Genomic DNA, 5523 nt, shown 5'->3' on the forward strand with positions numbered 1-5523 from the left:
ACCTCTGAATTTTATCCTGAACGAATAGCCTTTCCAGTGCTCAGGTAGAAAGGGGTCGAAATAGAGTTCTCCATCCTTGACCCGCATTCCCGCAAATCCTTTGGCAAAGGCCATCCATGTACCGGCCATACTGGTAATGTGGCAACCGTCCTTGGTATCGTTGTTATAGTCATCCAGGTCTAAGCGGGCGGTACGGATATACATCTCATAGGCTTTCTCTTCTCGCCCGAGTTTACTTGCCAGAATGGCGTGCACACACGGAGATAGAGAGCTTTCGTGAACTGTCATGGGTTCATAGAAATCAAAATGTCGGGCCATGCTCTCCTCATCGAATTCATCTTCGAAAAGATAGACTCCCTGGAGGGTGTCTGCTTGCTTGATATAGCATGAACGTAGTATCCTATCCCAGGACCAATTCTGATGGATGGGATATTCGTCTGGAGGAATAGCCGAAGCCGGTCGGAGCTCCTTGTCTAAGAATCCATCCTGCTGCAAGAATACCTGTCGACCCTCGTCATAGGGTAGGTACATCTTGTCCAGAATGTCTTTCCATCGAGAGGTCTCCTCCTCAGTGAAATGGACCTTGGACTTCAAGTTCTCAAGACGTGGGTCACCTGCCCATTTCTGCATTCCATCCAGGGTGTATTTCAAAGTCCACAACGCCATCTTGGAGGTATACCAGTTATTATTGACATTGTTCTCGTACTCATTGGGACCGGTCACACCTAGCATGACGTACTGCTCCTTGTCCTCCGACCAATTGACACGCTGTGCCCAGAATCGGGAGATCGCGATCAGTACTTCCAAGCCATAGTCGATGAGATACTCCTCATCGCCATGGTAATTGATATAGTCGTAGATGGCATAGGCGATGGCTCCATTGCGATGTATCTCTTCAAAGGTGATCTCCCACTCGTTATGGCATTCCTCTCCATTCATGGTCACCATGGGATAGAGAGCGGCTCCATCCGTGAATCCGAGTTTCTCGGCATTCTCAATGGCTTTCTGAAGGTGCTTGTAACGATACAGCAGCAGATTCTTCGAGACCTCGGGGTCGGCTGTGGCCAAATAGAATGCCAGGCAATATGCCTCCGTATCCCAGTATGTGCTTCCTCCGTACTTTTCTCCTGTGAATCCTTTAGGTCCGATATTCAGTCGCTCATCCTCACCGGTGTAGGTCTGATTCATTTGGAAGATGTTGAAGCGGATCCCTTGCTGGGCAGAAACATCTCCATCGATACGGATATCGCTCATCTCCCACTTCTTGGCCCATGCCTCGATATGCTCTTGCAAAAGCACATCGAATCCAGCAGCGAAGGCCTTGTCCACATGTTCTGCACAGGCCGGTAAGAGTCTATTGCGCTCTTCGTCCAAGGTGGAAACATTGCTTGCGTACTTGTAGACGGTGAACGATTCACCTTCTTTGACATCACCTACTTCATTGACCTCTACATACTTGGTGCGATCGACAGTGCTGGTCTGCGTGGGGTCCCACGCTCCCTCAATATGATGACGCATACCGGTACAGACCCAGAATTCGGTCTTCTTGGTACTGGCGATCACATAGGAGAATTCTTCTGATGCCCCCCGTTCCTGTTCGGTCCAGAACTTCTCATCATAATTGGCATCGGAGTTCATCACATCCACATCCACATAGGGACTGATGGTCATGGAGCCTGAGAAATTGAGCGGAGTGATCTCATACGAGATAACGCCTACCTTGGGTCTGGCCATGCTACAGAATCTACGGGCCTTGACCTGTATCTCCTTACCAGAAAGCAGGGTGGCCTTGAAACTGCGCTCGAGCCAACCTTCTTTCATGTTAAGCTCCCGTCTGAAGTCGCTCACCTTACAATCGTGCAGATCCAACTCTTCTCCTGCCACTTGAATATCGATGCCGATCCAATTGGCGGCATTGAGCACCTTAGCGAAGTATTCTGGATAGCCGTTCTTCCACCAACCTACACGGGTCTTGTCGGGATAATAGACTCCAGCTATATAGTTGCCTTGCAAGGAAGGCCCGCTGTACTTCTCTTCGAAATTGGCCCGCTGCCCAAAGGAGCCGTTACCCAGACTGAATAGGCTTTCAGAAATCTCGTTGTATTCGGGTCTGAATCCTTCTTCGATGATCGACCAAGGGTCGTGTTGGATATAGTTCTTCATTGGAGCTCGATTAGATTTGTAATGGTCAATTCTGTCAGGTCTGGGACTACAAGATCGGCTTCTGTGAGAATATGGGCCTCACCCACGCCAATGCATTTCATTCCTGCACGATGTGCGGCTTCTATTCCGGAACGGGCGTCTTCCAGAACGATGCATTTATCAGGTTCAAGAGCCAGCTTCTCTGCCCCTTTCAAAAATACTTCAGGATCTGGTTTGGCGTGTTTTACTTGATTTCCATCCACGATCGCATCAAATGCATGGTCCAGCCCCACCGCTTTGAGGATAGTAGGGGTATTCCGGCTGGAGGATCCTACAGCTATGTGTACCCCGTGGTCTTTCAATTCTCCGATGAACTGCATGACCCCAGGCAGGATATCATCAGCCGTCATCTGGGAGATGGCATTGACATACATCTTGTTCTTGCGATCGGTGAGTTCTGCAATCTCCTCATCGGTCTTCTCCATGCCGCCCATAGCGAGTATGCGCTTCATGGAATCGGTACGGCTTACTCCTTTCAAGTTCTCATTGTCAGCCTCAGAGAATGGAATGTCCAGCTCATCGGCCATGGCCTTCCATGCCAAGAAATGCGCATCGACCGTGTCAACGATCACACCATCCATATCAAATATCACCGCTTGCGGATAATCCATAAATACTCCTCTTCGAATTGGGCGAGCTAAATTAAGAGAGTGTGTGGATATGACACTATGATACTTTTACACCATCATGTATGACTTGATCGTAGTGGGAGGCGGTGCCGCTGGTTTTTTCGGAGCTATCCAGTTTGCAGAGCAGCGGCCAGAATCGCGGATCATCATCTTGGAGAAATCGAACAAGGTCCTTTCAAAGGTCAAGGTATCAGGAGGCGGACGCTGTAATGTCACCCATGCCTGTTTCGATCCGGCCGAGATGGTGGAGCACTATCCCCGAGGAGCCAAAGAGCTTCGAGGTCCTTTCCACCGCTTCCTGTGTGGGGATATGATGGCCTGGTTGGCCGATCAGGGTGTAGAGACCAAGATTGAAAGCGATGGGCGGGTCTTTCCTGTCAGCGATTCTTCCCAGACGATTATCGATTGTTTTCTGAAGAAGTGTGAAAAGCACCGTATCACCGTACAAAAGCAGGAAGCGGTCAAGCAACTCACTCCGCAAGAAAGGCTATGGAGGATCCAGACCGCATCTGGGACATTGGATGCCAAGCATGTCTTGTTGGCTACCGGCAGTACGCCTTCTGTTTGGAACATGCTTGGAGATATGGGCTATGAGATCGTGGATCCCGTTCCTTCTCTTTTTACGTTCAATATCAAGCACAAGATGATCGAGGGACTACCCGGCTTGAGTATGCCTCAATCCGAGGTCGAGGTCATAGGGACTTCTCTCAAGGAGTCTGGGCCCTTGCTGATCACCCATTGGGGATTGAGTGGCCCTGCCATCCTCAAACTCTCTGCTTGGGGAGCTAGGGAATTACATGCATTGAACTACCGTTTTCAGATACGGGTCAACTGGCTCGGAATGGAGAAAGGATCTGTACTTGACACCATTGACCAAGAACGTAGTTCCAATCCCAAACGGGTCGTGAAGAAGTATCCTCAATTCGGTATGGCAAGAAGACTCTGGGAACGCTTCTGCTATATGGCCAAGCTATATGATGCCAATTGGGCCAGTCTCTCACGGGAACAGATGGATCGATTTGTGGAGTACCTCACCGCATCTACGTTCGAGGTGGATGGTAAGAGTACGTTCAAAGAAGAGTTCGTGACCTGTGGTGGAATCGATCGAAAGCAGATCGATTTCCGCACGATGGAAAGCAAATTACACCCCGGGCTCTATTTTGCAGGTGAGGTCATCGATATCGATGCCATCACGGGAGGCTTCAACTTCCAGGCTGCATGGACGGAGGCAGTCATTGGAGCTGAATCTATGTCTTCGCTTTGATTTTCCACGTCCATTAGTATCTTGGGGAACAAGCCAATTACCACCCTTTAATTCAACTAGCTATGATCAAGAATGTCTTTTTATCTGTATTCACTGTTGTATTATCCATCTGTCAATTCCAAGCCCAGTGGTCTTCTGTACCCAGTCCTACTACCGTGCAGCTTTCAGGTGTAGAATTCGTTGATCCTCAATTGGGATTCATCGGAGGAATAGATGGAGAACTATATCGTACGAGCGATGGAGCTCAGACTTGGACCGCCTTGAATTCTGGAATCACTGCCAACATCTTCGCCATTGCTTTCATCGATGAGATGGTAGGATTTGCCTGTGCAGGAGATGGAAGTGACTCGTTCATCATCAAGACCACGGATGGTGGAGATACATGGTCATCTCAGCAATTCCCTGGCCCTTCTTATCTGCTCGATATCGTTTTCACTTCACCAGATGTCGGCTTCTGTGTCGGGTATGGTGGCACCATCCTTAGGACCTTTGACCAAGGACAGACTTGGACAGAGGTATCTACTGGTACATTTCAAAATGTACGCAGCATCCATTTCGTCACTGACATGATCGCTTATGCGGCATTGGAGTACGATGGTGTGCTCAAGACCACCGATGGAGGTTCATCGTGGACTCTTTATGATGATGGAGTCAGTGAGATCCTATTGGACGTATTCTTTATCGATGCACTGAAAGGGTTCTGTGTCGGAGGTCATGGACAGATGATCAGGACCGATGATGGAGGAGAGACTTGGAGCCCAGTAGAAAGTGGTTCGACTGAATTCTTTCAAGCAATTCATTTCACCGATGAGAATACAGGGTATGCAGTGGGAGGCGCTGGTGTTATCAGTAAGACTGAAGATGGTGGACTAACCTGGTCGATCGAATTTGCAGGAACATTCACCAATCAATACGGGTGGTATGACATTAGCTATGCAGGGGACACTGGATATCTGGTAGGCTTTTTAGGAAATATTGCGGTGAACGGAATGTCCACAGGGGTGGATGATTTAAGTATTTCTCTACCATTCGATTTCTATCCGAATCCGAATCAAGGGCAGCTGTTCTTGAAGAATCCTCCATGTCATCAGCCAGAAATACGCATCTATGATGAGCTAGGTCGACTTGTACTCAATGAACCGACATCCATGCAAGAGAGCATGGTCATAAATATTCCTCCGGGAAACTACATCGCTGAGTGCAGATGTGCTGATCGATTTCTCAGGAGAAGACTGGTCGTCCAATGATCCTCACTGGATCCTACTCCTCTCCTCCTCGGTAGCAGTCTTACGTTTCCTGCTCGCTTTCAATTCCGGATTTCCGAAATTATACGTGAGATTCAGCCGCAGTTGCCTGCTCTCCCATTGACCACCCCCTGTGATGGGTAAGTTATTGAATTCTCCAGCCGCTCTCCACGGACTGGTATAG

Annotated in this window: 5 protein-coding genes; 2 read left to right on the plus strand and 3 right to left on the minus strand. The window is 48.9% G+C overall.

Going from position 1 to position 5523, the window contains the following annotated elements; genetic code table 11:
- Both HKN79_02080 and pgmB read right to left on the minus strand, forming a co-directional pair.
- Positions 1–2163: glycoside hydrolase family 65 protein (locus HKN79_02080; protein ID NNC82339.1), on the minus strand; the 2163-nt coding region annotated here is incomplete at its 3' end.
- On the minus strand, positions 2160–2813 hold the full coding sequence (gene pgmB, locus HKN79_02085) for a beta-phosphoglucomutase (GenBank protein NNC82340.1): 654 nt from the start codon (positions 2811–2813) through the stop codon (positions 2160–2162). The genes HKN79_02080 and pgmB, both read right to left, overlap by 4 nt.
- Positions 2814–2889: 76 nt before the next feature.
- On the opposite strand from pgmB, the gene HKN79_02090 reads away from it, so the two are divergent.
- A complete protein-coding gene (locus HKN79_02090) occupies positions 2890–4095 on the plus strand; it encodes an NAD(P)/FAD-dependent oxidoreductase (protein ID NNC82341.1) in 1206 nt (401 codons plus the stop codon).
- Between the two features lie 62 nt (positions 4096–4157).
- Positions 4158–5342 carry a T9SS type A sorting domain-containing protein gene (locus tag HKN79_02095; GenBank protein ID NNC82342.1) on the plus strand — a complete coding sequence of 395 codons (1185 nt, stop codon included), beginning with the start codon at positions 4158–4160 and terminating at the stop codon, positions 5340–5342.
- A gap of 3 nt (positions 5343–5345) precedes the next feature.
- Here HKN79_02095 and HKN79_02100 read toward each other — a convergent pair.
- The coding region (locus HKN79_02100) for a hypothetical protein (protein NNC82343.1) at positions 5346–5523 on the minus strand (178 nt) is incomplete at its 5' end.

This window comes from Flavobacteriales bacterium (genome assembly GCA_013001705.1).
In the GTDB taxonomy this organism is placed as follows: Bacteria; Bacteroidota; Bacteroidia; order Flavobacteriales_D; family JABDKJ01; genus JABDLZ01.

Bases quoted from the DNA above. Each gene is read 5' to 3' on its own strand.
- pgmB (NNC82340.1), bottom strand. From the start codon at position 2,813: ATGGATTATCCGCAAGCGGTGATATTTGATATGGATGGTGTGATCGTT.
- HKN79_02090 (NNC82341.1), top strand. From the start codon at position 2,890: ATGTATGACTTGATCGTAGTGGGAGGCGGTGCCGCTGGTTTTTTCGGA.
- HKN79_02095 (NNC82342.1), top strand. From the start codon at position 4,158: ATGATCAAGAATGTCTTTTTATCTGTATTCACTGTTGTATTATCCATC.